The 25,883-nt window shown below is 56.7% G+C and carries 26 protein-coding genes and 1 other annotated feature (1 of these 27 only partly in view); of the genes, 17 read left to right on the top strand and 9 right to left on the bottom strand.

Annotated elements, in window-relative coordinates:
- Positions 1-78: 78 nt before the first annotated feature.
- Together F0319_RS21670 and F0319_RS21665 are read left to right on the top strand one after the other, a co-directional pair.
- Positions 79-1,131, top strand: coding sequence for a patatin-like phospholipase family protein (locus F0319_RS21670; protein ID WP_149367746.1), 1,053 nt, complete (start codon positions 79-81; stop codon positions 1,129-1,131).
- Positions 1,128-1,910 carry a TatD family hydrolase gene (locus F0319_RS21665; RefSeq protein WP_149367745.1) on the top strand — a complete coding sequence of 261 codons (783 nt, stop codon included), beginning with the start codon at positions 1,128-1,130 and terminating at the stop codon, positions 1,908-1,910. Before F0319_RS21670 ends, F0319_RS21665 begins: the two co-directional genes overlap by 4 nt.
- On the opposite strand, the gene F0319_RS21660 is transcribed toward F0319_RS21665, so the two are convergent.
- Together F0319_RS21660 and F0319_RS21655 are read right to left on the bottom strand one after the other, a co-directional pair.
- Positions 1,905-2,765 carry a YjjW family glycine radical enzyme activase gene (locus F0319_RS21660; RefSeq protein WP_149367744.1) on the bottom strand — a complete coding sequence of 287 codons (861 nt, stop codon included), beginning with the start codon at positions 2,763-2,765 and terminating at the stop codon, positions 1,905-1,907. The two genes, F0319_RS21665 and F0319_RS21660, sit on opposite strands and share 6 nt — an antisense overlap.
- Positions 2,740-4,287: a YjjI family glycine radical enzyme gene (locus F0319_RS21655; protein ID WP_149367743.1), complete on the bottom strand. Its 1,548-nt coding sequence runs from the start codon at positions 4,285-4,287 to the stop codon at positions 2,740-2,742. The genes F0319_RS21660 and F0319_RS21655 overlap by 26 nt, the downstream gene beginning before the upstream one ends.
- 262 nt (positions 4,288-4,549) lie before the next feature.
- On the opposite strand from F0319_RS21655, the gene deoC reads away from it, so the two are divergent.
- From deoC to deoD, 4 genes are all read left to right on the top strand, one after another.
- Positions 4,550-5,329: a deoxyribose-phosphate aldolase gene (deoC, locus tag F0319_RS21650; RefSeq protein WP_240168125.1), complete on the top strand. Its 780-nt coding sequence runs from the start codon at positions 4,550-4,552 to the stop codon at positions 5,327-5,329.
- Positions 5,330-5,430: 101 nt separating this feature from the next.
- Positions 5,431-6,753: a thymidine phosphorylase gene (deoA, locus tag F0319_RS21645; RefSeq protein ID WP_149367742.1), complete on the top strand. Its 1,323-nt coding sequence runs from the start codon at positions 5,431-5,433 to the stop codon at positions 6,751-6,753.
- Positions 6,754-6,806: 53 nt separating this feature from the next.
- Positions 6,807-8,030: a phosphopentomutase gene (deoB, locus tag F0319_RS21640; protein WP_048991061.1), complete on the top strand. Its 1,224-nt coding sequence runs from the start codon at positions 6,807-6,809 to the stop codon at positions 8,028-8,030.
- Between the two features lie 89 nt (positions 8,031-8,119).
- Positions 8,120-8,842: a purine-nucleoside phosphorylase gene (gene deoD / locus F0319_RS21635; RefSeq protein ID WP_010427122.1), complete on the top strand. Its 723-nt coding sequence runs from the start codon at positions 8,120-8,122 to the stop codon at positions 8,840-8,842.
- Positions 8,843-8,903: 61 nt separating this feature from the next.
- On the opposite strand, the gene lplA is transcribed toward deoD, so the two are convergent.
- A complete protein-coding gene (lplA, locus tag F0319_RS21630) occupies positions 8,904-9,920 on the bottom strand; it encodes a lipoate--protein ligase (protein WP_149367741.1) in 1,017 nt (338 codons plus the stop codon).
- A gap of 39 nt (positions 9,921-9,959) precedes the next feature.
- Positions 9,960-10,604, bottom strand: a complete 645-nt coding sequence (locus tag F0319_RS21625) for a YtjB family periplasmic protein (RefSeq protein WP_032643995.1) — start codon at positions 10,602-10,604, stop codon at positions 9,960-9,962.
- Positions 10,605-10,721: 117 nt separating this feature from the next.
- Here F0319_RS21625 and serB point away from each other — a divergent pair, with 117 nt between their 5' ends.
- From serB to nadR, 3 genes are read left to right on the top strand one after another with little or no spacing between them, the layout of a single operon-like run.
- The gene (gene serB, locus F0319_RS21620) at positions 10,722-11,690 is read left to right on the top strand and encodes a phosphoserine phosphatase (protein WP_136195634.1); all 969 of its coding nucleotides are present in this window, start codon (positions 10,722-10,724) and stop codon (positions 11,688-11,690) included.
- Between the two features lie 11 nt (positions 11,691-11,701).
- A complete protein-coding gene (radA, locus tag F0319_RS21615) occupies positions 11,702-13,087 on the top strand; it encodes a DNA repair protein RadA (RefSeq protein WP_014068810.1) in 1,386 nt (461 codons plus the stop codon).
- A 35-nt stretch (positions 13,088-13,122) separates the two neighbouring features.
- A complete protein-coding gene (gene nadR / locus F0319_RS21610; protein ID WP_006810194.1) occupies positions 13,123-14,355 on the top strand; it encodes a multifunctional transcriptional regulator/nicotinamide-nucleotide adenylyltransferase/ribosylnicotinamide kinase NadR in 1,233 nt (410 codons plus the stop codon).
- A gap of 54 nt (positions 14,356-14,409) precedes the next feature.
- On the opposite strand, the gene F0319_RS21605 is transcribed toward nadR, so the two are convergent.
- On the bottom strand, positions 14,410-15,411 hold the full coding sequence (locus F0319_RS21605; protein ID WP_149367740.1) for a zinc-binding alcohol dehydrogenase family protein: 1,002 nt from the start codon (positions 15,409-15,411) through the stop codon (positions 14,410-14,412).
- A 108-nt stretch (positions 15,412-15,519) separates the two neighbouring features.
- Between F0319_RS21605 and F0319_RS21600 the strand changes: the two genes are divergently transcribed.
- Positions 15,520-16,419, top strand: coding sequence for a LysR family transcriptional regulator (locus F0319_RS21600; protein ID WP_111964085.1), 900 nt, complete (start codon positions 15,520-15,522; stop codon positions 16,417-16,419).
- Positions 16,420-16,512: 93 nt separating this feature from the next.
- On the opposite strand, the gene ettA is transcribed toward F0319_RS21600, so the two are convergent.
- Entirely contained in the window at positions 16,513-18,180 is a 1,668-nt protein-coding gene (gene ettA, locus F0319_RS21595; RefSeq protein ID WP_003856515.1) for an energy-dependent translational throttle protein EttA, read from the bottom strand.
- Between the two features lie 228 nt (positions 18,181-18,408).
- Here ettA and sltY point away from each other — a divergent pair, with 228 nt between their 5' ends.
- Both sltY and trpR read left to right on the top strand, forming a co-directional pair.
- Positions 18,409-20,346 (top strand): murein transglycosylase, encoded by a 1,938-nt coding sequence (gene sltY, locus F0319_RS21590; protein ID WP_115876482.1) that lies wholly within the window; start codon positions 18,409-18,411, stop codon positions 20,344-20,346.
- A gap of 55 nt (positions 20,347-20,401) precedes the next feature.
- The gene (trpR, locus tag F0319_RS21585) at positions 20,402-20,728 is read left to right on the top strand and encodes a trp operon repressor (RefSeq protein ID WP_126501107.1); all 327 of its coding nucleotides are present in this window, start codon (positions 20,402-20,404) and stop codon (positions 20,726-20,728) included.
- On the opposite strand, the gene yjjX is transcribed toward trpR, so the two are convergent.
- Positions 20,725-21,240: an inosine/xanthosine triphosphatase gene (yjjX, locus tag F0319_RS21580; RefSeq protein ID WP_048961786.1), complete on the bottom strand. Its 516-nt coding sequence runs from the start codon at positions 21,238-21,240 to the stop codon at positions 20,725-20,727. The two genes, trpR and yjjX, sit on opposite strands and share 4 nt — an antisense overlap.
- A 50-nt stretch (positions 21,241-21,290) precedes the next feature.
- Here yjjX and gpmB point away from each other — a divergent pair, with 50 nt between their 5' ends.
- Positions 21,291-21,938, top strand: a complete 648-nt coding sequence (gene gpmB / locus F0319_RS21575) for a 2,3-diphosphoglycerate-dependent phosphoglycerate mutase GpmB (RefSeq protein ID WP_008502057.1) — start codon at positions 21,291-21,293, stop codon at positions 21,936-21,938.
- Here gpmB and robA read toward each other — a convergent pair.
- A complete protein-coding gene (gene robA, locus F0319_RS21570; protein WP_111964082.1) occupies positions 21,935-22,804 on the bottom strand; it encodes an MDR efflux pump AcrAB transcriptional activator RobA in 870 nt (289 codons plus the stop codon). The two genes, gpmB and robA, sit on opposite strands and share 4 nt — an antisense overlap.
- 211 nt (positions 22,805-23,015) lie before the next feature.
- On the opposite strand from robA, the gene creA reads away from it, so the two are divergent.
- Positions 23,016-23,489 (top strand): protein CreA, encoded by a 474-nt coding sequence (creA, locus tag F0319_RS21565; protein ID WP_032660778.1) that lies wholly within the window; start codon positions 23,016-23,018, stop codon positions 23,487-23,489.
- 46 nt (positions 23,490-23,535) lie between these two features.
- On the opposite strand, the gene arcA is transcribed toward creA, so the two are convergent.
- Positions 23,536-24,252 carry a two-component system response regulator ArcA gene (gene arcA / locus F0319_RS21560; protein WP_003856501.1) on the bottom strand — a complete coding sequence of 239 codons (717 nt, stop codon included), beginning with the start codon at positions 24,250-24,252 and terminating at the stop codon, positions 23,536-23,538.
- A gap of 95 nt (positions 24,253-24,347) precedes the next feature.
- Here arcA and yjjY point away from each other — a divergent pair, with 95 nt between their 5' ends.
- The 3 genes from yjjY (at position 24,348) to thrL (ending at position 25,854) form a co-directional block, all read left to right on the top strand.
- Complete coding sequence (gene yjjY / locus F0319_RS21555) at positions 24,348-24,488, top strand: YjjY family protein (protein WP_085928893.1); 141 nt, start codon at positions 24,348-24,350, stop codon at positions 24,486-24,488.
- 399 nt (positions 24,489-24,887) lie between these two features.
- Positions 24,888-25,574 (top strand): tRNA/rRNA methyltransferase, encoded by a 687-nt coding sequence (locus F0319_RS21550; RefSeq protein WP_111964081.1) that lies wholly within the window; start codon positions 24,888-24,890, stop codon positions 25,572-25,574.
- 211 nt (positions 25,575-25,785) lie between these two features.
- On the top strand, positions 25,786-25,854 hold the full coding sequence (thrL, locus tag F0319_RS21545) for a thr operon leader peptide (RefSeq protein WP_015572623.1): 69 nt from the start codon (positions 25,786-25,788) through the stop codon (positions 25,852-25,854).
- Positions 25,793-25,883, top strand: a sequence feature (Thr leader region); it runs 27 nt beyond the window's last position. Its footprint overlaps the gene before it by 62 nt.

The raw sequence follows: 25,883 nt of genomic DNA, 5'->3' as shown, positions 1-25,883 counted from the left end.
ACTGGCTTTTTCTTATTTGCGGAACAGGTCGGGTGCGTTACTGTGGTGTTATAAAATAATCAAAACAGGAAAGCAGAGGTGGGGCAACGAATTCCCGTTACGCTCGGCAATATTGCGCCGCTGACGTTAAAGCCGTTTCGCGCAGGTCAACTCGCGCTGGTCTGCGAGGGTGGCGGACAGCGCGGCATTTTCACCGCCGGCGTGCTGGATGAATTTATGCGCGCGCAGTTCAACCCGTTTGACCTTTACTTCGGCACCTCTGCCGGCGCGCAGAATCTCTCTGCCTATGTCTGTAACCAGCCCGGCTACGCGCGAAAGGTCATTATGCGCTACACCACGGCGAAAGAATTTTTTAACCCGGTGCGCTTTGTGCGCGGCGGCAACCTGATCGATCTCGACTGGCTGCTGGAGTCGACCTCCAGCCAGATGCCGCTGGCCATGGATACTGCCGCCCGTCTGTTTGATAGCGGCAAAGAATTCTGGATGTGCGCCAGCCGGGGCGATGACTATTCGCCGGGCTATTTTTCTCCTCAAAAGGAGAACTGGCTGGACATCATCCGCGCCTCCAGCGCGATCCCCGGCTTTTATCGTACCGGCGCCCTGCTGGACGGTATTAGCTATCTTGACGGCGGGATCAGTGACGCGGTGCCGGTGCAGGAAGCCGCCCGTCGCGGGGCGAAAACCATCGTGGTGATCCGTACCGTGCCGTCGCAAATGTATTACACCCCGCAGTGGTTTAAGCGGATGGAGCGCTGGCTGGGCGACAGCAGCCTCCAGCCGCTGGTGAACATCGCGAAGCAGCATGAAACAACCTACGGCGCGATGCAGCGATTCATTGAAAAGCCGCCGGGTAAGCTGCGTATTTTTGAAATTTATCCGCCTAAGCCGCTGCTGAGCATGGCGCTGGGCAGCCGCGTCCCTGCGCTGCGCATGGATTATAAAACGGGGCGGCTGTGCGGACGCTACTTCCTGGCGACGGTGGGGAAAATGCTGGCAGAGCAACCGCCGCTTCATCGCCATAAACGCATTATTACGCCGCCTGCGGTTGTCGCTAACGATGCCCTGACGATGCCGCTTGTGGATATTCCGCAGGCGAATGACGCTTTACTGGATAACGAGGATCTGGCGTGATGTACCGCTTTATTGATACCCATTGCCACTTCGATTTCCCGCCGTTTACGGGGGATGAAGAACGCAGTATTGCGAAAGCGGCCGAGGCAGGCGTTCAGGCCATCATTGTGCCTTCAGTGGAAGCGGCTTATTTTTCCCGCGTGCTGGATCTTTCCATGCGGCATTCCGCGCTCTATGCCGCGCTCGGCCTGCATCCGATTGTGATTGAGCGGCATCGGGATGAGCACATTGAGAGACTTGATGAGATCGTGCAGACCGCAGGCGACAAGCTTGTCGCCATCGGTGAGATCGGCCTCGATCTTTATCGCGAGGATCCGCAGTTTGAGCGCCAGCAGACGATCCTCGACGCGCAGCTCAGGCTGGCGAAGCGCCACGATCTGCCGGTGATCCTCCACTCAAGACGCACGCACGATAAGCTGGCGATGCACCTGAAACGCATCGATCTGCCGCGCAGGGGCGTCGTGCACGGTTTCTCCGGCAGCCTGCAGCAGGCGCAGCGCTTTATCGAACTGGGCTACAAAATTGGTGTAGGTGGCACCATCACCTATCCCCGGGCCAGTAAAACCCGGGACGTAATGGCACAGTTGCCGCTGTCGGCGCTTCTGCTGGAAACCGACGCGCCTGACATGCCATTGAATGGTTTTCAGGGCCAGCCGAATCGTCCGGAGCAGGCGGCACGCGTGTTTACCACCCTGTGTGAACTGCGAAAGGAGCCAGAAGAGGTGATTGCCGACGCGCTGCTGGAAAATACCCGTTTGGTATTTAGCATCACGCTATAGATAAAGCGCCGGGCGGATCACCGTTATCTTCTGTTTTTCCAGCGCCCGCGCCAGCGGTTCAACGTCCTCGGGCGTGGCGCTGCGCCATGACGCCGCCTCACCGTACACGCCGTGCGCATGAAACGCATTGAGGCGTACCGGCACGTTTCCCAGCCCGTGGATAAACGTCGTCAGCGGCTTGAGGTGTTCCAGATAGTCACACTGCCCCGGAATCACCAGCAGGCGGAGCTCCGTCAAACGGCGACGATCTGCCAGCCAGCGGATGCTCTGCTTGATCTGCGGATTGTCGCGCCCGGTCAGGAAGCGATGGTGCGCGTTACCCCACGCCTTGAGATCCAGCATCGCGCCATCCAGTACCGGCAGCAGCTTTTGCCAGCCGGTTTCGCTTAACAAGCCGTTGCTGTCTACCAGGCAGGTCAGATGATGCAGGGCGGGATCGGCTTTGATCGCGGTGAACAGCGTTACTAAAAACGGCAGTTGCGTTGTGGCTTCTCCACCGCTTACGGTGATCCCCTCTATAAACGGTGCAGATTTGCGGACCTGAGCGAGGATCTCCTCCACGCTCAGGCGGTGCGCCATAGGCGTTGCCTGCTGCTGGCACAGGCGCAGGCAGGTGTCGCACTGGTGGCAGTCGCTCTCCTGCCACCAGACGCGTCCCGCATGCATAATCAGCGCGTCGTGCGGGCAGTGGGGCACGCAGTCCCCGCAGTCGTTGCAGCGGCCGATCGTCCACGGGTTGTGGCAGGTTTTACAGCGCAGGTTGCAGCCCTGCAGGAACAGTGCCAGGCGGCTGCCCGGCCCGTCTACGCAGGAAAAAGGAATGACCTGACTAACTAAAGCGCATCTGCTGTTCATGGCTAATCACGCGAGGCTGACGTTCCAGAATACGGGTATTACGTGCGGCTTCTTCACCCAGCCACGTGGTGTTCGTTCTCGACCCTGCTTCGCGGTATTTCTCCAGATCCGATAGCCGTACCATATACCCGGTTACGCGCACCAGATCGTTACCCGCTACGTTGGCGGTAAACTCACGCATACCCGCCCTGAACGCGCCCAGGCACAGCTGAACCACCGCCTGCGGGTTGCGTTTTACTGTTTCATCCAGCGTCAGAATATCGCTTATCCCGGAAGAGTAGTGCTTGTGATGGGGAGCCACCGCCAGCAGGTGGCTGATGGGATCCGGCTCGTCGCCGTAGGGCAGGCGCGCGCCTGGCGTGGTACCCGAATCGGAGCTGATCCCCGACTGGGCATGAAGCATCGCGCGCTGCTTCCAGGCGTGCTTCACCGGCGTGTTTTCGACAAACGCCGCAAGCTGTTCGCTGATGCGATAGCCCAGCGCATTGGCCTGCTCATCTTTTCCGTAGCGTCCCGCTATTCCTGCTTTCTCACAAAGCGAGTTTACCGCTTCCGCCAGGCCGTAAATGCCAAACATCGGCACAAACCGATCGGCATCAATCAGCCCCTCTTTCACCAGGAAGCTATTCTCAAAGAAGCCAGATTGCTCGTACAGGAAACCGCAGCGTGCATCGATGATGGCCATTTGCTGCTGGCAGTAGTGCGGGAGCGTGCGGGTGAAGAAGTCTTCAATGGATGTGCTGCGTTCAGCAATGGCTTTGAGGTTAAGGCGCACCAGGGTGCTGCCACCGCCTGCAAGCGGCAGGGAGTTGTAACAGCTCACCACGCCGTAACGGCCTTTTGTGAAAATTTTATCATTCACCGGGCCATAAGAAATATGCGGTTTGCTGCATTCACATATGTTTTTTGCTACCTCAAGCAGCAAGTCGTCCGGGGTGATATCGGGATCGTAGATAAAGGTCAGGTTTGGCGCGACCTGCTTCAGCTCTGCATCGGCCCGCAAAATGGCACGGGTGATGGGGCCGTCAGCAGGCCCGATGTTTGCGTGCATAAACGCATCCGGCAGCGTACGGTCGAGATAGCGCCAGAAACGTTTTATTCGGCTATCGATCTCTTCTTGTGTTAGAATTCTAACATAAGGTTGCAGCAACGCATCAAGCTGACCGAGATAGACCGGCATCGATGTGACGGACGGAACATGATGGTAGAGGATGGTTAACAGCGAGAGGGCATCGTCGAGATCTTTTGCCCCTTCCAGCTCAAGCCATTCTGAACCATTAGCCAGAAATTTTGCGTAATCCGGCAGAACGTAACGGGGTTTGTAAGGCGCATGGCCTTCGAACATGTCGCAGATAAACCCCTCGTCCAGCGCGGCGCGCGCAGCTTCAGGGAGTGCCGGATACGGCAGGTTGTTTTCCGCTTCCAGCGCCAGAAAATGACGTTTTTGTCCCGGGGTTAACAACGGGCTTGTCACAATCTGCTGGCAACGTTGCTGCAGGGCGTCGGGGCTGGAGTGGGGCATATTCGCTTCCTTGAATGTTCTGCGGATGATGAACGGATTGTAGAAAGCCTGCCTGTTGGCGCTTTTGATCCCACAGGGGGTATTGCTGCTTTAGTCGGCAATTTGCGCACTAAAGTTTGAAGAAGATCTCATTACAGTAATGCAAATTAGTACGCAGTTTTCATTAACTGTGATGAATGTCGAAGTGTGGATGCGGGTGAATGTTAGAATACTCACAGACCCGCAAGGTAAAATTTATACGGCACTGCCGTTGGAGAATGTTATGACCGATTTAACTGCAAGCAGCCTGCGCGCGTTGAAACTGATGGACCTGACCACCCTGAACGATGACGACACCAATGAGAAAGTCATCGCCCTGTGCCATCAGGCGAAAACGCCGGTGGGTAATACCGCAGCCGTTTGTATCTACCCGCGCTTTATCCCGATTGCCCGTAAGACGCTGAAAGAGCAGGGCACCCCGGACGTGCGCATTGCAACCGTGACTAACTTCCCGCACGGCAACGACGATATCGACATTGCGCTGGCAGAAACCCGCGCGGCGATTGCCTACGGCGCAGACGAAGTTGACGTGGTGTTCCCGTACCGCGCGCTGATCGCTGGCAACGAGCAGGTCGGTTTTGACCTGGTTAAAGCCTGTAAAGAGGCGTGTGCGGCGGCAGACGTGCTGCTGAAAGTGATCATCGAAACCGGCGAGCTTAAAGAAGAGGCGCTGATTCGTAAGGCGTCTGAAATCTCCATCAAAGCCGGTGCGGATTTCATTAAAACCTCTACCGGTAAAGTGCCGGTGAATGCGACCCCGGAAAGCGCGCGCATCATGATGGAAGTTATCCGCGACATGGGCGTGTCCAAAACCGTCGGTTTCAAACCTGCGGGCGGCGTGCGTACCGCGGAAGACGCGCAGCAGTTCCTGGCGATTGCCGACGAGCTGTTTGGTGCCGACTGGGCCGATTCCCGTCACTACCGCTTCGGCGCCTCCAGCCTGCTGGCCAGCCTGCTGAAAGCGCTGGGTCACGGCGACGGTAAGAGCGCAAGCAGCTACTAAGTTTGAATTGCCGGGTGGCGCTACGCTTACCCGGCCTACCCGGATCGTGGTCGGGTAAACCGTACCCGCCACCATTCACCCGATTCCTCATGGGGGTTACCGTGTTTCTCGCACAAGAAATTATTCGTAAAAAACGTGATGGTCATGCATTAAGCGACGAAGAGATCCGCTTCTTCATCAACGGCATTCGTGATAACACCGTCTCAGAAGGGCAGATTGCGGCTCTGGCGATGACCATTTTCTTCCACGATATGTCGATGCCTGAGCGCGTGTCGCTGACCATGGCGATGCGAGATTCAGGAACCGTTCTGGACTGGAAAAGCCTCAATCTTAATGGCCCGATTGTGGATAAACACTCCACCGGCGGCGTGGGCGACGTGACCTCCCTGATGCTCGGCCCTATGGTGGCAGCCTGTGGCGGTTACATCCCGATGATCTCCGGACGCGGCCTGGGCCACACCGGCGGTACGCTCGACAAACTGGAAGCCATTCCGGGCTTCGATATCTTCCCGGATGACAACCGCTTCCGCGACATAATTAAAGACGTTGGTGTGGCGATTATCGGCCAGACCAGCTCTCTTGCTCCGGCAGACAAGCGTTTCTACGCGACCCGCGACATCACCGCGACCGTTGACTCCATTCCGCTGATCACCGCCTCTATCCTGGCGAAGAAGCTGGCGGAAGGGCTGGACGCGCTGGTGATGGACGTGAAGGTCGGCAGCGGCGCGTTTATGCCGACCTATGAACTTTCTGCTGCGCTTGCCGAAGCGATCGTTGGCGTCTCCAACGGCGCGGGCGTGCGCACCACCGCGCTGCTCACCGACATGAACCAGGTGCTGGCGTCCAGCGCCGGTAACGCAGTCGAAGTGCGTGAAGCGGTGCAGTTCCTGACCGGTGAATACCGCAACCCGCGTCTGTTTGACGTGACCATGGCGCTGTGCGTTGAGATGTTAATCTCCGGCAAGCTGGCCAAAGACGATGCGGAAGCGCGCGCGAAACTGCAGGCGGTGCTGGATAACGGCAAAGCGGCGGAGATCTTCGGCCGCATGGTCGCGGCGCAAAAAGGCCCGACAGACTTCGTCGAAAATTACGCGAAGTACCTGCCAACCGCGACGCTCAGCAAAGCGGTGTATGCCGATAGCGAAGGGTTTGTCTCCGCCATGGACACCCGTGCCCTCGGCATGGCGGTGGTCTCAATGGGCGGCGGCCGTCGTCAGGCCTCAGACACCATTGATTACAGCGTCGGCTTTACCGATATGGCCCGTCTGGGCGACAGCGTTGACGGCCAACGTCCGCTGGCGGTGATCCACGCCAAAGACGAAGCCAGCTGGCAGGAAGCGGCGAAAGCGGTGAAGGCGGCCATCTCGCTTGACAATAAAGCACCGGAAACCACACCGACTGTCTATCGCCGTATCACCGAATAGCGGTATACTGATCTGATCGATAATTTTTGAAGCACTACGTACGGAGAACAATTATGAAACGTGCATTTATTATGGTGCTGGACTCATTCGGCATCGGCGCAACCGAAGATGCAGAACGTTTTGGTGACGTGGGTTCCGATACCATGGGTCACATCGCGGAAGCCTGTGCAAAAGGCGAAGCGGACAACGGTCGTAAAGGCCCTCTGACTCTACCTAACCTGACCCGCCTCGGGCTGGTGAAAGCGCATGAAGGCTCTACCGGTAAAATCGCAGCCGGAATGGACGGCAACGCGGAAGTCGTGGGCGCCTACGCCTGGGCTCACGAGCTCTCCTCCGGTAAAGACACCCCGTCTGGCCATTGGGAAATCGCAGGTGTGCCTGTGCTGTTCGACTGGGGTTACTTCTCCGATCACGAGAACAGCTTCCCGCAGGAGCTGCTCGATAAGCTGGTGAAGCGTGCCAACCTGCCGGGTTACCTCGGCAACTGCCACTCTTCCGGTACCGTGATTCTGGACCAGCTCGGCGAAGAGCACATGAAAACCGGCAAGCCGATTTTCTACACTTCTGCTGACTCCGTGTTCCAGATTGCCTGCCACGAAGAGACGTTTGGCCTGGATAAACTCTACGAGCTGTGCGAAATCGCCCGTGAAGAGCTGACCGAAGGCGGCTACAACATTGGGCGCGTGATCGCGCGTCCGTTTATCGGCGACAAAGCGGGTAACTTCCAGCGTACCGGTAACCGTCACGACCTGGCCGTCGAGCCGCCGGCGCCAACCGTGCTGCAGAAGCTGGTCGATGAGAAAGACGGTCACGTGGTGTCCGTGGGTAAAATCGCGGATATCTACGCTAACTGCGGCATTACCAAAAAGGTCAAAGCGACCGGTCTCGATGCGCTGTTCGATGCCACCATCAAAGAGATGAAAGAAGCGGGCGACAAGACCATTGTCTTCACCAACTTCGTGGACTTCGACTCCTCCTGGGGTCACCGTCGCGACGTCGCGGGTTATGCTGCGGGTCTTGAGCTGTTCGACCGCCGTCTGCCGGAGCTGATGGAGCTGGTGGGTGAAGATGACATTCTGATCCTTACCGCGGACCACGGCTGTGACCCAACCTGGACCGGTACCGACCACACCCGCGAGCACATTCCGGTGCTGGTGTACGGCCCGAAAGTGAAGCCGGGCTCGCTGGGGCACCGTGAAACCTTCGCGGACATCGGCCAGACTATCGCCAAATACTTTGGTACGTCTGACATGGAATATGGCAAGGCCATGTTCTGAATCATGTAGGGTGAAGTCTTATGCCCTCACCCCAGCCCTCTCCCACAGGGAGAGGGTGAAAAGAATAAACAATGTTAAAGGAACTGAAGATGGCAACTCCTCACATTAATGCAGAAATGGGTGATTTCGCTGACGTCGTATTGATGCCGGGCGACCCGCTGCGCGCGAAGCACATTGCAGAAACCTTCCTGGAAGACGTGCGTGAAGTGAACAACGTTCGCGGCATGCTGGGCTTCACCGGTACCTATAAAGGCCGCAAAATTTCCGTTATGGGCCACGGTATGGGTATCCCATCCTGCTCTATCTACACTAAAGAGCTGATCACCGATTTCGGCGTGAAGAAAATTATCCGCGTTGGCTCCTGCGGCGCGGTGCGCATGGACGTTAAACTGCGCGACATCGTTATCGGTATGGGTGCCTGCACCGATTCCAAAGTTAACCGTATGCGTTTCAAAGACCATGACTTCGCAGCGATTGCTGACTTCGGCATGGTGCGCGACGCGGTTGACGCGGCAAAAGCGCTGGGCGTTGAAGCGCGTGTGGGTAACATCTTCTCTGCTGACCTGTTCTATGCCCCGGACGGCGGCGAGATGTTCGACGTGATGGAAAAATACGGCATTCTGGGCGTGGAAATGGAAGCGGCGGGTATCTACGGCGTCGCGGCTGAGTTTGGTGCGAAAGCGCTGACCATCTGCACCGTGTCTGACCACATCCGTACCCACGAGCAGACTACCGCTGCCGAGCGTCAGACCACCTTTAACGACATGATCAAAATCGCGCTGGAATCCGTTCTGCTGGGCGATAAAGAGTAATTCTTTCTCTTCCCTCCCTCTCCCTGTGGGAGAGGGCCGGGGTGAGGGCACCAGACCGCACCTAGCGCACGGCCTGTGCAATCCACGCCGACAACTCCCGCAGCTCTTTTTCCTGCTCAGGGAAATCTCCGATCAACGCGTCGCATTCCTGCTGCAGCATATCCGCCCTGTACAAACAGCCCTGCAAACGTGCCGCCAGCGCCTCTAACGGTGCCGGATTGAGACTATCCGTAAAGACCTGCGTACGGGTAATGTGGCCCTTCTCCACGTCAAAGTGCAATTCCACGCCGCCCCAGGTAAAACGCTCGTCCAGCAGATGGGAAAAGGCAGGGGCCTGACCGAAGTTCCACTCCCAGCTGCTCTGGCGGGCGAAGGTGTCGGCGAAGTTGGGCAGATCCGGGGTTTTGTCTGGGGAGATCACTTCTGCTTCCACGCGCTCGCCGTAATGTTCAAAGAACGCTTCACGGATCGCGTCGCAAATCTGCTCGTGCGTAATCCCCGGCAGCAGCTCCACCAGATTTGCCACGCGCCCGCGTACGGACGTAATGCCCTTAGCCTGTAACTTTTTCTTATCAGGATTAAGGTAGTTCGCCAGACGGCTGAGATCGGCATTCAGCAGCAGGGTGCCGTGGTGGAACCCGCGATCCATCGTTTCGCGGTAGGCGGAGCCGGACACCTTGCGATCCCCGTCGGGGGTTTTCACCACCAGATCGTTACGTCCTGAGGCTTCAGCCGTCACGCCGAGCGCGTTAAGGGCGTTGAGGACGATGGACGTCGAGATGGTTTTGTCGTATTCCGGTTTTCCCGCCATAAAGGTAAAGCAGGTATTGCCCAGATCGTGAAAGACCGCGCCACCGCCGCTGCTCCGGCGCGCGAGGCGGACGTTATCCTCTTCCATACGCCGCGTATTGCACTCTTTCCACGGGTTTTGCGCACGGCCAATGACCACCGTATCGGCGTTACGCCAGAGAAACAGGACACGCTGGGTAGCAGGCATCTGGCGGAAAATGCACTCTTCTACCGCGAGATTAAACCAGGGATCGTAAGAGTCAGAGATAAGCAGGCGTAACGTCGTCATGGCAAAGTTCCTTTTCCGAATCGTTCGCCTACTTTATCACTATTCTTTCTTCTCGCTCTCTTCGTCTTCGGGAACGGATCTGCTGGCGGTCAGCAGGAACGGTGATTGCTGCCATCGCGAGCGCTTGCCGCGAAGCAGGGTGCGCGCCAGCACAACGCCGATGGCGAGTGAAAGCAGCAGCATCAGGCGCAGAATATTGGTGGTATTATCGACCTGTTTGGCTTCAGTAGGCAGGGTGTGGGTATCGAGGGTCAGGCGCAGATAGCCCAGCGGGCCATTCTTCCCCTGAATAGGTTCGACAATCTGCTGGTTAAAGTAGCCCCCGGCTTTTTTCCCGTCCAGCGCCAGCCTGTCGCGCACGTCGACGTGCTCGCCCGCGCGGGCAATCAGGTTGCCTTGCTCATCATAGACGCCAGCATCAAGAATGCGGCTGTTCTCCGTGAGCAGGCGTAAAACCTGGCCTATCCGCTTATCGTCCGGCGTTTCGGTACGCATGGACGGTGCGACGTTGAGCGTCACCTGGCGTGCCAGCGTGCGGGCCAGCTCTTCAAACTGCGGGTTGCGTTGCCGTTGATGATTCTGGCTAAACCACGATGCCCCCTGCATCAGCACCACTAAGAGTGCGAGACAGGAAAGGACGATCACGGCGCGATGGAGCCGGAATTTCAGTTTTGCGCGAGCCATATTCCACCTGCTGAAAATTTACGGCTTAATGTTGCCAGAAGTGATGGTTACAGGGTAGCCTCATGCGTTATTTTCCCTCTGCAACCTTCCGGCGCGAACGAAATTACAGGAGCTTTAATGCCGAACATTACCTGGTGTGACCTGCCAACGGATGTCTCTTTATGGCCAGGATTGCCGCTCTCTTTAAGTGGCGATGAGGTGATGCCTCTGGATTACCATGCCGGTCGTAGCGGCTGGCTCCTCTACGGACGCGGTCTGGATAAGCAACGCCTGACCCAGTATCAAACCAAACTGGGGGCCGCGATGGTCATCGTCGCCGCCTGGTGCGTGGAAGACTATCAGGTCATTCGCCTGGCGGGCTCTTTGACGCAGCGCGCCACGCGTCTGGCGCATGACGCCGGGCTGGACGTCGCGCCGCTGGGTAAAATTCCGCACCTGAAAACGCCGGGCCTGCTGGTGATGGACATGGACTCAACCGCCATTCAGATCGAGTGTATCGACGAAATTGCGAAGCTGGCGGGCAGCGGCGAGCTGGTGGCGGAAGTCACCGAGCGTGCGATGCGCGGCGAGCTGGACTTCACCGCCAGCCTGCGCCAGCGCGTGGCGACCCTGAAAGGGGCCGATGCCAACATTCTGCGCCAGGTACGCGACGTACTGCCGCTGATGCCTGGGCTGACGCAGCTGGTGCTGAAGCTGCAGTCCCTCGGCTGGAAGGTGGCAATCGCCTCAGGTGGCTTCACCTTCTTCGCGGATTATCTGCGGGAGAAACTGCATCTGACCACCGTGGTGGCCAATGAGCTGGAGATCATGGACGGCAAGCTGACCGGCCAGGTGATCGGCGATATTGTTGATGCCCAGTACAAAGCCAATACGCTGACGCGTCTGGCGGAAAAATATGAAATTCCGGTTATCCAGACCGTCGCTATCGGGGACGGCGCGAACGATCTGCCGATGATCAAAGCGGCCGGCCTGGGCATTGCCTACCACGCCAAGCCAAAAGTGAATGAAAAGACGGAAGTCACTATCCGTCACGCTGACCTGATGGGGGTGTTCTGCATTCTCTCCGGCAGCCTTAATCAGAAATAAAGAGGTAAACCGTGGCGAAAGCTCCAAAACGCGCATTTGTCTGTAATGAATGTGGTGCGGATTATCCGCGCTGGCAGGGGCAATGCAGCGCCTGTCATGCCTGGAACACCATCACCGAAGTGCGTGGTGTGGCGGCTTCGCCGAGCGTGGCGCGCAATGAACGCCTGAGCGGATATGCGGGCAATGCGGGCGTGGCGAAGGTGCAAAAACTTTCGGACATCAGCCTCGAAGAGCTGCCGCGCTTCTCCACCGGGTTCAAAGAGTTTGACCGCGTGCTCGGCGGCGGCGTGGTGCCGGGGAGCGCCATTTTGATCGGCGGTAACCCGGGCGCGGGTAAATCGACCCTGCTGCTGCAAACGCTCTGCAAGCTCGCCGAACAGATGAAAACCCTGTACGTTACGGGCGAAGAATCACTGCAGCAGGTGGCGATGCGCGCGCACCGTCTGGGCCTGCCGACCGGCAATCTGAACATGCTCTCCGAAACCAGCATCGAGCAGATCTGCATGATCGCCGAAGAAGAGCAGCCGAAGCTGATGGTGATCGACTCCATCCAGGTGATGCACATGGCTGACATTCAGTCCTCGCCGGGCAGCGTGGCGCAGGTGCGTGAAACGGCGGCCTACCTGACGCGCTTTGCCAAAACGCGCGGCGTGGCGATTGTGATGGTCGGCCACGTGACCAAAGACGGCTCGCTGGCGGGACCGAAGGTTCTTGAACACTGTATCGACTGCTCCGTCATGCTCGACGGCGACGCGGACTCCCGCTTCCGTACTCTGCGCAGCCATAAAAACCGCTTTGGGGCGGTGAACGAGTTAGGCGTGTTTGCCATGACCGAGCAGGGGCTGCGCGAAGTCAGTAACCCGTCGGCGATCTTCCTGAGTCGGGGAGATGAAATCACCTCCGGCAGTTCGGTGATGGTGCTGTGGGAAGGCACGCGCCCGCTGCTCGTCGAAATTCAGGCGCTGGTGGACGTGTCGATGATGGGCAACCCGCGGCGCGTGGCGGTCGGTCTGGAACAGAACCGTCTGGCGATCCTGCTGGCGGTGCTGCACCGTCACGGTGGGCTGCAGATGGCGGATCAGGACGTTTTCGTTAACGTGGTGGGTGGCGTGAAAGTCACTGAGACCAGCGCAGACCTGGCGCTGCTGCTGGCGATGGTCTCAAGCCTGCGCGACAGACCGCTGCCGCAGGATCTGGTCGTCTTCGGCGAGGTGGGCCTTGCCGGGGAAATCCGTCCGGTGCCCAGCGGCCAGGAGCGTATCTCCGAGGCGGCAAAACACGGTTTCCGCCGGGCTATCGTTCCCGCTGCTAACGTGCCGAAAAAAATCCCGGAAGGGATGCAGGTTTTCGGCGTGAAGAAACTCGCAGATGCGTTAAATGTCTTTGACGACTTATAATTACGTATTCGATTTTGCAGGAGGCACCGTAATTTATGTCATCATTTGACTACATCAAGACCGCTATCCGCCAGAAGGGCTGCACGCTGCAGCAGGTGGCGGACGCCAGTGGCATGACCAAGGGCTACCTGAGCCAGCTGCTGAACGCCAAAATCAAAAGCCCCAGCGCGCAGAAGCTGGAAGCGCTGCACCGCTTTCTGGGGCTGGAATTCCCGCGTATGCAAAAGAACATCGGCGTGGTGTTCGGCAAGTTTTACCCGCTGCATACCGGGCATATCTATCTGATCCAGCGAGCCTGTAGCCAGGTTGACGAGCTGCACATCATCATGGGCTACGATGAAACTCGCGATCGCCAGCTGTTTGAGGACAGCGCCATGTCGCAGCAGCCGACCGTGCCTGACCGCCTGCGCTGGCTGCTTCAGACCTTCAAATACCAGAAAAACATTCGTATTCATGCCTTTAACGAAGAGGGCATGGAGCCGTATCCGCACGGCTGGGACGTGTGGAGCAACGGCATCAAAGCGTTTATGGAAGAGAAGGGCATTGCGCCTAACTGGATCTACACCTCTGAAGAGTCCGATGCGCCGCAGTTCCGCGAACATCTGGGCATTGAGACGGTGCTGATCGATCCGAAACGCACCTTCATGAACATCAGCGGGGCGCAGATCCGCGAAAATCCGTTCCGCTACTGGGACTACATCCCAACCGAGGTGAAGCCGTTCTTTGTGCGCACCGTCGCGATCCTGGGCGGCGAGTCGAGCGGTAAATCAACGCTGGTCAACAAGCTGGCGAATATCTTCAATACCACCAGCGCATGGGAGTACGGCCGCGATTATGTCTTCTCGCACCTGGGCGGCGACGAGATGGCGCTGCAGTATTCCGACTATGACAAAATCGCGCTCGGTCACGCTCAGTACATTGATTTCGCAGTGAAATATGCCAACAAGGTGGCGTTTATCGATACCGATTTCGTCACCACTCAGGCGTTCTGTAAAAAATACGAAGGGCGCGAGCACCCGTTCGTGCAGGCGCTGATTGACGAATATCGCTTTGACCTGGTGATCCTGCTGGAAAACAACACCCCGTGGGTGGCCGACGGCATGCGCAGCCTCGGCAGCTCCGTGGACAGGCGTGAATTCCAGTCCATGCTGGTGGAGATGCTCAACGAAAACAACGTTGAGTTTGTGCACGTGGAAGAGTCGGATTATGACTCCCGCTTCCTGCGCTGCGTCGAGCTGGTGAAGGAGATGATGGGGGAGCAGGGGTAAGCGTTAACCTCCCTCTCCCTGTGGGAGAGGGCCGGGGTGAGGGCATCAGGCCGCTCAATACTCAACCACCACTTTCCCGCGCATATGCCCGTCCAGCACCTTACGGTGCGCCTCGGTAATGCTCTCCACGCTCAGCCCGTGCAGCGTTTCACTCAGTGAGCTTTCCACTACGCCATTATCTACCAGCTTCGCCACCTCATTGAGGATCTCTCCCTGACGCGCCATATCCGCGGTCTGGTACATGCTGCGGGTGTACATAAATTCCCAGTGCAGCGCGGCGGATTTCGACTTCAGCTTGTCCTGGTTCAGCGGGTGTTCATTCTCCACGATGGAACAGATATGCCCCTGTGGGGCAATCAGTTCGCTGACCGCATCCCAGTGCCCGTCGGTGTCGTTGAGGATGAAAATGTAATCCACAAAGGTGAGCCCGTGTTTCGCCAGTTCGCCTTTCAGATCGCGGTAGTTCACCACCACATCTGCACCGCGATCGCGGCACCACCGGGCGGAATCTTCGCGGGACGCGGTTGCGACGATCTTCACCTTGCTGTTGTGCTTCGCAAACGGGATCGCCAGCGATCCCACCCCGCCCGCGCCGCCAATGATCAGCAGGGTTTTGTCCGCGCCGGCATCCTGAATGTTCAGTCGTTCAAACAGGCCTTCCCACGCGGTGAGTGCGGTCAACGGCAGTGCAGCGGCAGCCGCCCAGCCGAGGCTTGCAGGCTTGCGCCCGACAATGCGCGCATCAATCAGCTGATGCGTGGTGTTGCTGCCCGGGCGGGTGATGTCGCCCGCGTACCACACTTCATCTCCCGGTTTGAATCCGGTGACGCCCGCCCCAACGGCTTTGACGATCCCGCTTGCATCCCACCCGAGAATGCGCGGCTCGTTCAGTCCGTTTTTGGCAATGCCCGCATGGACTTTGGTATCGACCGGGTTAACGGAGACGGCTTTCACCTCCACCAGCAGATCGTGCTCGCCGGGATGCGGCATCGGCGGGGTGATTTCAATGAACGATGCGGGATTTTCTGGGTTAACGGCAATCGCTTTAACTGACATGGTGTGCTCCTCAATGGCATGCGTTTTGTTGAGGCTAGTCTATTAAGTGGCCAGCTGCATGATAAGATGGACAATCAAGAACTCAGCGTTCGTACAGGATGAACAATCATGTTTAAACAGCTGCAGGATATGGCGCTTTTCGCGCTGGTGGCGGAGATGGGCAGCTTTACCGCGGCAGCCCAGAAAGCCGAACTGCCGAAATCCAGCGTCAGCCAGCGAATTAGCCAGCTGGAGCAGCAGGTGGGTATCCGCCTGCTGAACCGCACCACCCGCAGGCTGAACCTGACGTTTGCGGGCGAGCACTATCTGGTGCACTGCCGCGAAATGCTGGCGGCCAGCGAGCGGGCGGAGTATGCCATTCAGCGCCTGCGCGAAAACCCGAGCGGGCGGCTGCGCATCACCTGTCCGGCTGGGATTGGCGCGACGCTGCTGGCGCATATGAATGCCGAGTTCCAGCTTCGCTATCCTGAGGTTTCGCTGGACGTGTCGATCTCTGATGATGTGGTGGATCTGGTCGAGTCCGGCTTTGACGTGGCGCTGCGTACCGGCAAGCCGCAGGACTCCTCTCTGATTGGCCGAATGATCGGGCACTGTCCGCGCTACATGCTGGCCTCGCCGGACTATCTGGCGCGCCGGGCGCCGCTAACGCATCCCCGTCAGTTGGTGGAGCACCGCAGCATTACGCACAGAGCCTGGTCGGAGTGGCTTCTGCGAAGCGAGAATGAGGATTACCGCTACCTGCCGGATAACGCGCATATGACCGATAATCTGGTGTACGCCCGCGAGTGCGCGATGGCCGGGGCGGGGATCACGCTGCTTCCTGCATTTTTGCTGGAAGATAAGGTTGAAAAGGGCGCGCTGGTGCAGGTGCTGCCGGAGTGGAACGTTGAAGGCAACGACCTCTGGCTGGCCTATCCGAGCCGCAAGCTGAATTCGCCCGCGCTGATGAGCTATATCGAGTTTGCGATGCAGTTTGACGAGGTGAAGCGGTATTACGTGGGCAAATAAAAAAGCCGGGTGGCGGCTTCGCCTTACCCGGCCTACAAACAGCGCAGAACCGTAGGCCGGGTAAGCGTGAGCGCCACCCGGCTTTTTGGGCACTTACTTAGCAATACGCTTGTACTTAATACGCTTCGGCTCCAGCGCGTCGGCGCCCAGCGTGCGTTTCTTGTACTCTTCGTATTCGGTGAAGTTACCTTCGAAGAACTCCACCTTACCTTCGTCCTGGTAGTCCAGAATGTGGGTCGCGATACGGTCGAGGAACCAGCGGTCGTGCGAGATAACCATCGCGCAGCCCGGGAACTCCAGCAGGGCGTTTTCCAGCGCGCGCAGGGTTTCGATATCCAGGTCGTTTGTTGGTTCATCGAGCAGCAGAACGTTACCGCCCACCTGCAGCAGCTTCGCCAGGTGCAGACGACCGCGCTCACCGCCGGACAGCTCGCCTACACGTTTGCCCTGATCGGTGCCTTTGAAGTTAAAGCGACCAACGTAGGCGCGGCTTGGCATCTCGGTGTTGCCGATGCGCATAATATCCAGACCGCCGGACACTTCTTCCCACACGGTTTTGCTGTTGTCCATCGCGTCACGGAACTGGTCAACGGAGGCCAGCTTCACGGTCTCACCCAGGGTGATAGAGCCGCTGTCAGGCTGTTCCTGACCGGACATCATGCGGAACAGGGTCGATTTACCCGCGCCGTTCGGACCGATGATGCCCACGATAGCGCCTTTCGGTACGGAGAAGGTCAGGTCGTCGATCAGCACGCGGTCGCCGTAAGACTTACGCAGGTTGGTCACTTCAACCACTTTATCCCCCAGACGTGCTCCAGGTGGAATAAACAGTTCGTTGGTTTCGTTACGTTTCTGGTATTCGGTGTTGTTCAGCTCTTCAAAGCGTGCCAGACGGGCTTTGCCCTTAGACTGACGGCCTTTCGCGCCCTGACGAACCCACTCCAGCTCTTTCTCGATAGACTTACGACGCGCCGCTTCCTGAGAAGCTTCCTGCGCCAGACGCTGATCTTTTTGCTCCAGCCAGGAGGAGTAGTTGCCTTCCCACGGAATACCTTCACCGCGGTCCAGCTCCAGGATCCAGCCAGCGACGTTGTCGAGGAAGTAACGGTCGTGGGTAATCGCCACAACGGTGCCTTCGAAGTCGTGCAGGAAGCGCTCCAGCCACGCCACGGATTCTGCATCCAGGTGGTTAGTCGGTTCGTCGAGCAGCAGCATGTCTGGTTTTTCCAGCAGCAGGCGGCACAGCGCCACGCGACGGCGTTCACCACCGGAGAGGTTCGCGATTTTCGCATCCCAGTCCGGCAGACGCAGGGCATCCGCCGCGCGCTCCAGCTGCACGTTCAGGTTGTGACCGTCGTGCGCCTGGATAATCTCTTCATACTTGCCCTGCTGTGCAGCCAGCTTGTCGAAGTCCGCATCCGGCTCGGCGTATTTGGCATACACTTCATCGAGACCTTTCAGGGCGTTAACCACTTCGGATACCGCTTCTTCAACGGATTCGCGCACGGTGTGTTCCGGGTTCAGCTGAGGTTCCTGCGGCAGGTAGCCAATCTTGATGCCAGGCTGCGGACGGGCTTCACCTTCGATGTCTGTATCAATGCCGGCCATGATGCGCAGCAGGGTGGACTTACCGGCACCGTTGAGACCCAGAACACCGATTTTTGCGCCCGGGAAGAAGCTCAGCGAGATATTTTTAAGAATATGACGTTTCGGCGGGACAACTTTACCGACACGATGCATGGTATAAACGAATTGAGCCACGTTGGACTTCGCCTCTTTTATCGTAATTGAGAAGGAATTTCAGCCTCGAAGTGTAGCCTTTTTCACGTCCTAATCCCAGCCAGGAACGTCGGGAGTGTTAAAACGCGCAAGAAAGGTAAAAAAGTGTCCATGACGTGGCGCGTTGAAGGATGCCTGGTTAGCATAAGTTAATTAGACTTTGACGTGGCAAGACGCTGCAATTGACGAAAAAACAATGAGGAAGAGCTTGTGGAAAAAGCCAAACGGGTGGTCTGGCGTCTGCTGGCTGCCAGCGTATGCGTAATGGCGGTAAGCCAGGCGGTGCATGCCGATTCACTGGATGAACAACGCAACCGCTACGCCCAGATTAAACAGGCGTGGGACAACAAGCAGATGGATACCGTGCAGGCGCTGATGCCGACGCTAAAGGATTATCCGCTGTATCCGTATCTCGAGTATCGTCAAATTACGGACGATCTCATGAATCAACCCACCGTTACCGTGAATAACTTCATTCAGGCGAACCCGACCCTGCCGCCAGCCCGAAATCTTCAGTCTCGATTTGTGAATGAACTGGCGCGTCGGGAAGACTGGCGCGGACTGCTGGCGTTTAGCCCTGAAAAGCCGAATACCACCGAAGCGCAGTGTAACTATTACTACGCGAAATGGGCGACCGGCCAGCAGGAAGAGGCCTGGGCCGGGGCGAAAGAGCTCTGGCTGACCGGGAAAAACCAGCCGAACGCCTGTGATTCCCTGTTCGGCGCGTGGCGCGCATCCGGCAAGCAGGATCCGCTGTCCTACCTTGAGCGCATCCGTCTGGCGATGAAAGCCGGCAACACGCGTCTGGTGACCACGCTGGCGGGGCAGATGCCGTCCGATTACCAGACGATCTCCACCGCGGTTATCTCGCTGGCTAACGATCCCAACAGCGTGCTGACCTTTGCCCGCAGTACGGGCGCGACCGATTTTACCCGCCAGATGGCGGCGGTGGCCTTTGCCAGCGTGGCGCGTGACGATGTGGAAAACGCGCGGCTGATGATCCCGCAGCTGGTGCAGGCGCAGCAGCTTAATGAGGAACAAACCCAGGAGCTGCGCGATATCGTGGCGTGGCGACTGATGGGCACCGATGTGACCGATGAACAGGCGCGCTGGCGTGACGATGCCATTATGCGTTCGAACTCCACGTCTCTGGTGGAACGTCGCGTGCGCATGGCGCTGGGTACGGGAGATCGCCGTGGGCTGAATACCTGGCTTGCGCGGTTGCCTATGGAGGCCAAAGAGAAGGACGAATGGCGCTACTGGCAGGCCGATCTGCTGATGGAGCGCGGTCGTGATGACGAGGCCAAAGAAATTCTCCATACGCTGATGCAGCAGCGTGGGTTCTACCCGATGGCAGCCGCGCAGCGCCTGGGCGAGGAGTACACCTTCCGCATTGATAAAGCGCCCGCTAACGCGAACCCGGCGCTGACGCAGGGGCCAGAAATGGCGCGCGTGCGCGAGCTGATGTACTGGAATATGGATAATACCGCGCGCAGCGAGTGGGCGAATCTGGTGACCAGCCGCAGCACCGACGAGAAAGCCCAGCTTGCCCGCTATGCTTTTGATAACCACTGGTGGGATCTGAGCGTGCAGGCGACGATCGCCGGTAAGCTTTGGGATCATCTCGAAGAGCGTTTCCCGCTGGCTTACAAGGATCTGTTCGATCGCTACACCAGCGGCAAAGATATCCCGCAAAGCTACGCGATGGCAATTGCCCGTCAGGAGAGCGCATGGAACCCGAAAGTCCGTTCCCCGGTGGGCGCCAGCGGCCTGATGCAGATTATGCCGGGCACGGCGACGCACACGGTGAAGATGTTTAATATTCCTGGCTACAGCAGCCCGTCACAGCTCCTGGATCCGGATACCAATATCAACATCGGTACCAGCTACCTGCAGTACGTGTATCAGCAGTTCGGCAATAACCGCATCTTCGCGTCGGCGGCGTATAACGCGGGGCCGGGTCGCGTGCGTACCTGGCTCGGCAACAGCGCCGGACGCATTGACGCCGTGGCGTTTGTCGAGAGTATCCCGTTCTCGGAAACGCGCGGCTATGTGAAGAACGTGCTGGCCTATGACGCCTACTATCGCTACTTCATGGGGCAGAAAGATACCCTGATGAGCGATGCCGAGTGGCAGAGACGTTACTGATCGGCGCGGGTTGTGTTATGCTGTACTCGCTAAAGAGTACAAGAGGCAGCATAACATGACCCAGCATTCCCCGTATTCCTCGGCAATCGCCGAACAACGTCATCAGGAGTGGCTTCGTTTTGTGGAGCTGCTTCGCCAGTCTTACGAACAGGATTTGCATTTACCCCTTATGCAGCTGATGCTCACGCCGGACGAGCGCGAGGCGCTGGGCACGCGCGTGCGGATCATCGAAGAGTTGCTGCGCGGTGAGATGAGCCAGCGCGAACTGAAAAATGAGCTCGGCGCGGGCATCGCAACGATTACCCGCGGATCGAACAGCCTGAAGTCGGCGCCCGTTGAGCTGCGCCAGTGGCTGGAAGCGGTGCTATTGAAAAACGCTTAGCGATAAATCGCGTTATGGAACGGGCTTAACGCCAGGATCACCGCCTGATGATAAACGCCTGAACGCGTCAGCGCGCCTGCGGTAAAGACGCCAATCGCCCCTTCTTTACGGCCAATCTCATCAATGCCGGTGTACTGCGACATCACCGGCCCGAGCGCTTCACCCGCGCGGACTTTTTCCAGAATAATCTCCGGCAGCGGCAGGGTGGCTGAACGCGCTTCACCGCGCTGTTCACGGCTTTCGATCACCACCCAGCTAAAGGTTGCGCCTTCGTCGATACCGGCTTCAATTGCCACCCAAAAGTCCGCATCCGGTGCCGCAGCCCTGGCATTTGCTACGCGGTTTCGTGCTCCAGCGCGCGTTTCCTCGCTGCCAAACGGCTGTTCAGGAACGCCACTCTCGACGCCGATGGCTTCAATATGGCAGGATCCTGCGCCGAAGATCTCTTCAAATGCCCTTAGAATTGCCTGAATTTTGGCAGGATTAGTGGTAGCAGAGACAACATGGTGCATAATTAAGCTCGATTCAAAAAAAACTCATCGCAGTATAACGGAAAAAAAGCATGTTACAGGTATACCTTGTTCGCCACGGTGAAACGCAGTGGAACGCCGAGCGACGTATTCAAGGCCAGTCAGACAGTCCTCTTACAGAGAAGGGCGTGCAGCAAGCGTGGCAGGTGGCAGAACGCGCCCGAACGCTGGGCATTACCCACGTCATTACCAGCGATTTAGGTCGCACACAGCAGACGGCGCGCATCATTGCAGACGCCTGCGGCTGTGACGTCATGCTGGAGCCGCGCCTGCGCGAGCTGGATATGGGCGTGCTGGAAAAACGCCATATCGATACGCTGACGGAAACGGAAGAGGGCTGGCGCCGCACGCTGGTGAACGGTACCGAAGATGGCCGTATTCCTGAGGGCGAATCCATGCAGGAGCTCAGCGTCCGTATGCATGCCGCACTGGCGGAATGCCTGAAGCTTCCGGCGGGAAGCCGTCCGCTGCTGGTGAGTCATGGGATTGCGTTGGGATGCCTGGTGAGCACCATTCTGGGATTACCTGCTTACGCTGAGCGCCGTTTGCGTCTGCGTAACTGCTCCATTTCCCGAATTGATTATCAGGAAAGCGCGTGGCTGGCGTCAGGTTGGGTCGTGGAGATGGCAGGGGACATTTCGCATCTCGATGCCCCTGCGCTTGACGAACTGCAGCGTTAACGACGTATTGGAATCAAAAATTCCATACGCAGATTAATTGGGCCTTCTTCCGGTTTGGCATCCTGCGCCGGGTAGTAGCGCTCAATGTCCTGACCTTTACGGCGATTCAGATTCAGCATTGGCATGCAGGTACCGTAAACGGTCAGGATAAACTCCTGTACCCCCGTTCCCAGTCCTTCATAGGCGAACATCACATACTCGCCGCCTTCCAGCACGACAGGCTTCGAACCCTGAATATACCCGTTGGCCATCTCTGGCGTCAGCGCGGTGGTGTAGAACACCTCCTGCTCGTCGTCTTTTTCCTGGCTTGGGTGCGTTTCGTTGAGGCCATACAGGATAGGCGGGATCGCCGGCGCGTGGCTCAGGAAGTCGCGCCAGAACTGGACGCGCATCTGATGTCGGAACTCAGAAATCTGCTCCAGTGAACAGGAGTAGCTCTGCGTAGTGCCGATCAGATGGGTTTCCGGCAGTGTAATAATGTCGTACTTCGGCATTGCGAACTCGCCCAGACGCAGCGGCGGACGCATGCCAAACGAGCTCCAGTCAGGCGAGCGACGATAAAGCGCTGGCGTCAACAAGAACTGTTTTTTAAAGGCGCGGGTGAATGTCTGCTGTGAATCGAAACGATATTGCAGGGCAATATCCAGAATCGGCCGCGCGGTGAGGCGCAATGCTACAGCAGATTTTGATAAACGACGTGCGCGAATATAGGCCCCGATAGCATGACCGGTGACATCCTTGAACATCCTTTGCAGATGCCACTTGGAATAGCCTGCTTTAGCCGCCACATGATCCAGTGACAAAGGCTGGTCGAGATGACCTTCCAGCCAGGTGAGCAGGTCGCGAATAATTCCAGCCTGATCCATATACTATCCTCATCCTTAAAACAGCAGGTGCCTGATAACAGGTTAGCGGATAATAGCATTTTTTGATGTTTTAGCATTCAGTGTTTTTTTTGCGCATTCATGCTTTTTCGAGCACATTACAGGCAGATATATTCTAATCCTGTGATCTTGCTACATTTTTGTCTAAAGTGTTGAATAATTGCTCAGTGTAATTTTAAAGAATGGTAACAATATGAAATACAAGACTTTGATCTTCACCGCGCTGATGTTGATGGTTGGACGCGTCGCGCAGGCGGAACAGATTGGTTCCGTCGATACCGTGTTCAAAATGTTTGGCCCGGACCACAAAATCGTGGTGGAGGCGTTTGACGATCCGGACGTGAAAAACGTCACCTGCTATGTCAGCCGCGCGAAAACGGGCGGCATCAAAGGCGGACTGGGGCTGGCGGAAGATACCTCCGATGCGGCGATCTCATGTCAGCAGGTGGGCCCGGTTGAATTGAGCGACAAAATTAAAAACGGCAAAGCGCAGGGCGACGTGGTATTCCAGAAACGGACCTCGCTGGTGTTCAAAAAGCTGCAGGTTGTGCGTTTCTACGATGCCAAACGCAATACGCTGGCCTACCTGGCCTATTCTGACAAAGTGGTGGAAGGGTCACCGAAAAACGCGATCAGCGCGGTGCCGATTATGCCCTGGCGGGAATAAAAAAAACGGCGCATAAGCGCCGTTTTTTAATGCATTAACTGCGGGATTATTCCTGCAAATCGCCGCAGAAACGGTACCCTTCGCCGTGAATGGTGGCAATGATTTCCGGCGTATCTGGCGTAGATTCGAAATGTTTACGAATACGACGGATGGTGACGTCTACGGTACGGTCGTGCGGCTTCAGCTCACGGCCGGTCATTTTCTTCAGCAGTTCTGCACGGGACTGAATTTTTCCCGGGTTTTCGCAGAAGTGCAGCATCGCGCGGAATTCACTGCGCGGCAGTTTATACTGCTCACCGTTAGGGCTAATCAGCGAGCGGCTATTGATATCAAGTTCCCAGCCGTTGAATTTGTAGCTATCTACGCTACGACGCTCTTCGCTGACAGTACCCAGGTTCATGGTGCGGGACAGCAGGTTGCGTGCACGAATGGTTAACTCGCGAGGGTTGAACGGCTTGGTGATGTAGTCATCCGCACCGATTTCCAGGCCAAGAATTTTATCAACTTCGTTATCACGGCCCGTCAGGAACATTAACGCGACGTTCGCCTGCTCGCGCAGTTCGCGCGCCAGAAGAAGACCGTTTTTGCCCGGCAGGTTAATATCCATGATCACCAGGTTGATATCATTTTCAGAAAGGATCTGATGCATCTCTGCGCCATCGGTCGCTTCAAAGACATCGTAGCCTTCTGCTTCGAAAATGCTCTTTAACGTGTTGCGTGTTACCAACTCGTCTTCAACGATAAGAATGTGCGGGGTCTGCATGTTTGCTACCTAAATTGCCAACTAAATCGAAACAGGAAGTACAAAAGTCCCTGACCTGCCTGATGCATGTCGCAAATTAACATGATCGGCTTAACGTGACTAAAGTACGTAATTGCGTTCTTGATGCACTTTCCATCAACGTCAACAACATCATTAGCTTGGTCTTGGGTACTTTCCCTTTGGACCCGACAGTGTCAAAAACGGCTGTCATCCTAACCATTTTAACAGCAACATAACAGGCTAAGTGACACCAGACACCCAATAAAACTACGCTTCGTTGACATATATCAAGTTCAATTGTAGCACGTTAACAGTTTGATGAAATCATCGTAGCTGAATGCTAGCCTTTGTCACAATTTTTCAATAAACCAACTAGTTGCGGACATTGATTTATAAACGAAGCGAATCCAATCAGAATAGGGTATTCATGCTGCCATTATCATTATAAAACATGGGGATAATGGTGTTCTATTAACATTCTAACTGATTGTTCAGACACAGAATAGTTTAGCGTTTTTAATTTGTTATGAAACGCTATTTCGGTGATTTGTGTTGCAATTTTGTAAATTCGCGCTGCGTAATATGTTGAAGTGCATCACATTTTTACCGGCTAACTGATTAAAAAGAGAGCATAAATGCATCTGTCGATTGTACTGGTTGCCCCAGCCAGAGCAGAAAATATAGGCGCAGCGGCGCGTGCCATGAAGACCATGGGTTTTACCGATTTGCGCATTGTGGACAGCACGGCCCATCTGGAGCCAGCCGCGCGTTGGGTGGCGCACGGATCGGGAGATATTCTCGATAATATAACTACTTACGCGACGCTTGCCGACGCGTTGCACGACATTTCGTTTACCGTTGCAACCACGGCGCGCAGTCGGGCTAAGTTCCACTACTATGCGACGCCAGCGGAGCTGGTGCCGATGCTGGAAGAGAAAAGCCAGTGGCTGGAGAAAGCGGCGCTGGTATTTGGTCGTGAAGATTCCGGATTAACCAACGAGGAGCTGGAACTGGCGGACGTGCTCACCGGTGCGCCGATGGTGGCCGATTATCCTTCCCTGAATTTGGGCCAGGCGGTCATGGTGTACTGCTATCAATTAGCCTCCCTAATACAAATTCCCCAGCCTCAGGCTGAAAGGGCAGATGAAAATCAGCTGGCTGCGCTGCGCGCACGCGTTGAGCAACTGTTAACGCAGTTGGAAGTAGCTGACGATCAAAAAATGGCTGACTGGCTGCAGCAGCGTTTGGGACGTCTTGAGCAGCGGGACACCGCAATGCTGCACCGTTTGCTGCATGATATTGAAAAAAAATTGGCCGAGTAAAATACTGCCATAAGTTTTTACTATGGCGAATAAGTCTGTCTGTATGGGTTGCATCTGGGGGAATCGGATGAAAATAAATCTGCACGCAGCGGGACGTGAGAGTCTTCCGGATTGTGATCAAATTAAAAATTCGTTGACTTAACGAGCCCGATCCTTTAACCCTAAAAGAATACAGCACAGACAGATAATAATGACAGAGTACACAACATCCATGAAACGCATCAGCATCACCACCATTACCACAACCATCATCATTACCACTGGTAACGATGCGGGCTGACGCGTACAGGAAAAACAAAAAAAAGCCCG

The sequence above is a fragment of the Enterobacter vonholyi genome (genome assembly GCF_008364555.1).
Taxonomy (GTDB): domain Bacteria; phylum Pseudomonadota; class Gammaproteobacteria; order Enterobacterales; family Enterobacteriaceae; genus Enterobacter; species Enterobacter vonholyi.
Note: the sequence above shows the minus strand (reverse complement) of the source record. Positions and strands in the feature narration are given on the sequence as shown.

Coding starts and splice junctions, on each gene's coding strand:
- creA (WP_032660778.1), top strand. CDS start 23,016: ATGAAATACAAGACTTTGATCTTCACCGCGCTGATGTTGATGGTTGGA.
- yjjX (WP_048961786.1), bottom strand. CDS start 21,240: ATGCACCATGTTGTCTCTGCTACCACTAATCCTGCCAAAATTCAGGCA.
- gpmB (WP_008502057.1), top strand. CDS start 21,291: ATGTTACAGGTATACCTTGTTCGCCACGGTGAAACGCAGTGGAACGCC.
- nadR (WP_006810194.1), top strand. CDS start 13,123: ATGTCATCATTTGACTACATCAAGACCGCTATCCGCCAGAAGGGCTGC.
- F0319_RS21550 (WP_111964081.1), top strand. CDS start 24,888: ATGCATCTGTCGATTGTACTGGTTGCCCCAGCCAGAGCAGAAAATATA.
- deoC (WP_240168125.1), top strand. CDS start 4,550: ATGACCGATTTAACTGCAAGCAGCCTGCGCGCGTTGAAACTGATGGAC.
- trpR (WP_126501107.1), top strand. CDS start 20,402: ATGACCCAGCATTCCCCGTATTCCTCGGCAATCGCCGAACAACGTCAT.
- F0319_RS21625 (WP_032643995.1), bottom strand. CDS start 10,604: ATGGCTCGCGCAAAACTGAAATTCCGGCTCCATCGCGCCGTGATCGTC.
- deoD (WP_010427122.1), top strand. CDS start 8,120: ATGGCAACTCCTCACATTAATGCAGAAATGGGTGATTTCGCTGACGTC.
- lplA (WP_149367741.1), bottom strand. CDS start 9,920: ATGACGACGTTACGCCTGCTTATCTCTGACTCTTACGATCCCTGGTTT.
- F0319_RS21605 (WP_149367740.1), bottom strand. CDS start 15,411: ATGTCAGTTAAAGCGATTGCCGTTAACCCAGAAAATCCCGCATCGTTC.
- arcA (WP_003856501.1), bottom strand. CDS start 24,252: ATGCAGACCCCGCACATTCTTATCGTTGAAGACGAGTTGGTAACACGC.
- F0319_RS21655 (WP_149367743.1), bottom strand. CDS start 4,287: ATGCCCCACTCCAGCCCCGACGCCCTGCAGCAACGTTGCCAGCAGATT.
- deoB (WP_048991061.1), top strand. CDS start 6,807: ATGAAACGTGCATTTATTATGGTGCTGGACTCATTCGGCATCGGCGCA.
- serB (WP_136195634.1), top strand. CDS start 10,722: ATGCCGAACATTACCTGGTGTGACCTGCCAACGGATGTCTCTTTATGG.
- F0319_RS21660 (WP_149367744.1), bottom strand. CDS start 2,765: ATGAACAGCAGATGCGCTTTAGTTAGTCAGGTCATTCCTTTTTCCTGC.
- F0319_RS21600 (WP_111964085.1), top strand. CDS start 15,520: ATGTTTAAACAGCTGCAGGATATGGCGCTTTTCGCGCTGGTGGCGGAG.
- robA (WP_111964082.1), bottom strand. CDS start 22,804: ATGGATCAGGCTGGAATTATTCGCGACCTGCTCACCTGGCTGGAAGGT.